A 1,578-nucleotide genomic window follows, 5' to 3' on the forward strand; every position below is an offset into this window, starting at 1 on the left:
GTCCACCGTCGCAGCGGCCCAACATCTTCGGTATGGCGATCAGGGGGCTGCGCACGCGCCACTGGACGTTCGAGCTCGGTGCGGGGCTCCTGGTGCTGGTGCTGGGGGTGTTGCTGCTCACGCCGTGGATCGCACCGCACGACCCCGCGGTCCAAGACCTGAGCCACGCACTGGCCGGCCCGTCGCAGCAGCACTGGCTGGGTACCGACCACCTCGGTCGCGACGTGCTTTCGCGTTTGATGTGGGGCGGCCGGTTCTCCGTCACGATCGCAGCCATCACCCTGGTGATCTGCGCCGTCGCCGGTACCGTCCTGGGAGCCTTCGCCGCACGACGGGGCGGCTGGGTCGACGAGGTTCTGATGAGGACCGTGGACGTGCTGGTCTGCTTCCCCGACGTACTCATCGCGCTCTTCCTGATCGCGGTACTCGGCACCGGCTACGGCACGTTGATCGCTGCGCTGACCGTCACCGGCTGGACCCCCTTCGCTCGCCTCATGCGTGGCTTGGCGCTCGAGATCAACGCCAAGGAGTACGTCGAGGCTGCCGAGATCCTTGGTTCCCCGAAGTGGTACATCCTGTTCCGCCACGTCATCCCGAACGCGATCCGGCCCGTGACTGCCATGAGCTTTCTCCGGTTCGGACACAAGCTGATCACCGTCGGCGCCCTGTCCTACCTCGGCCTGGGGGTCCAGCCACCTGACTCCGACTGGGGCGCCATGCTGCTGGAGGCGCAGCCCTACATGGAGACCGCCCCCTGGATCGGCATCCTTCCCGGCGTGGCGATCTTCGTCACCGCACTCAGCGTGACCATGATCGGACAAGGCCTCGACGTACAGAGACCCCGCCGCAAGCAGGCGACTGTGGTGCCGGTTGGCGGCACCATCGACAAGAGGCCGGAGATGCCATGATCGAGCCAGTTGACCAGTCCTCCGTCGGGGCGCCGACGGACCCGAACTCCACCCTGTTGGAGATTCGGGGCTTGCGGGTGGAGTTCCCTGAGGTGGGTGGTGGTCCGGCGATCGACGGCATGGATCTGACGGTGCGACGCGGGGAGATCGTGGCGTTGGTGGGGGAGTCGGGTTCTGGCAAGAGCCTGACTGCGTTGACCGTGATGGGTCTGCTTCCGCCGGGGGCTGAGGTGGTGGGGGGCAGCGCTGTGCTGGACGGTGAGGATGTCTTGTCGATGTCGGGCAAGCGGCGGGACGAGGTCCGCGGCAACAAGGTGGCGATGCTCTTTCAGCAGCCGAAGGTGATGTTGGACCCGACGGCCCGGGTGGGTGGTCAGGTCGTCGAGGCGCTGCGCCGGCACCGCGGAGTGGGTCGGCGGGAGGCGAAGGCGCGGGTGGTCGACTTGCTGCGCGACGTCGGTATTCCGGAGCCGGCCCGGCGGGCGTCTTCGTTCGCTCATCAGCTGTCCGGTGGGATGGCGCAGCGGGTGATGATCGCGGCGGCGTTGTCGGCGGACCCGGAGCTCGTGATCGCGGACGAGCCCACGACGGCTCTGGATGTGACGGTGCAGGCGCAGATCCTGGACCTGTTGAGGCGCAAGCGGGATGAGTCGGGGTTGTCGATCCTGCT

Annotated in this window: 2 protein-coding genes; both read left to right on the forward strand. The window is 67.5% G+C overall.

The features are described from left to right. Positions 1–908 (forward strand): ABC transporter permease (locus AC1DWR_RS19840; protein WP_477625034.1); only part of this gene is annotated, 908 nt, incomplete at its 5' end. Then, positions 905–1,578: ABC transporter ATP-binding protein (locus tag AC1DWR_RS19845; RefSeq protein ID WP_477625035.1), on the forward strand; the 674-nt coding region annotated here is incomplete at its 3' end. The genes AC1DWR_RS19840 and AC1DWR_RS19845, both read left to right, overlap by 4 nt.

This window comes from Pedococcus sp. P2_E2 (genome assembly GCF_056403955.1).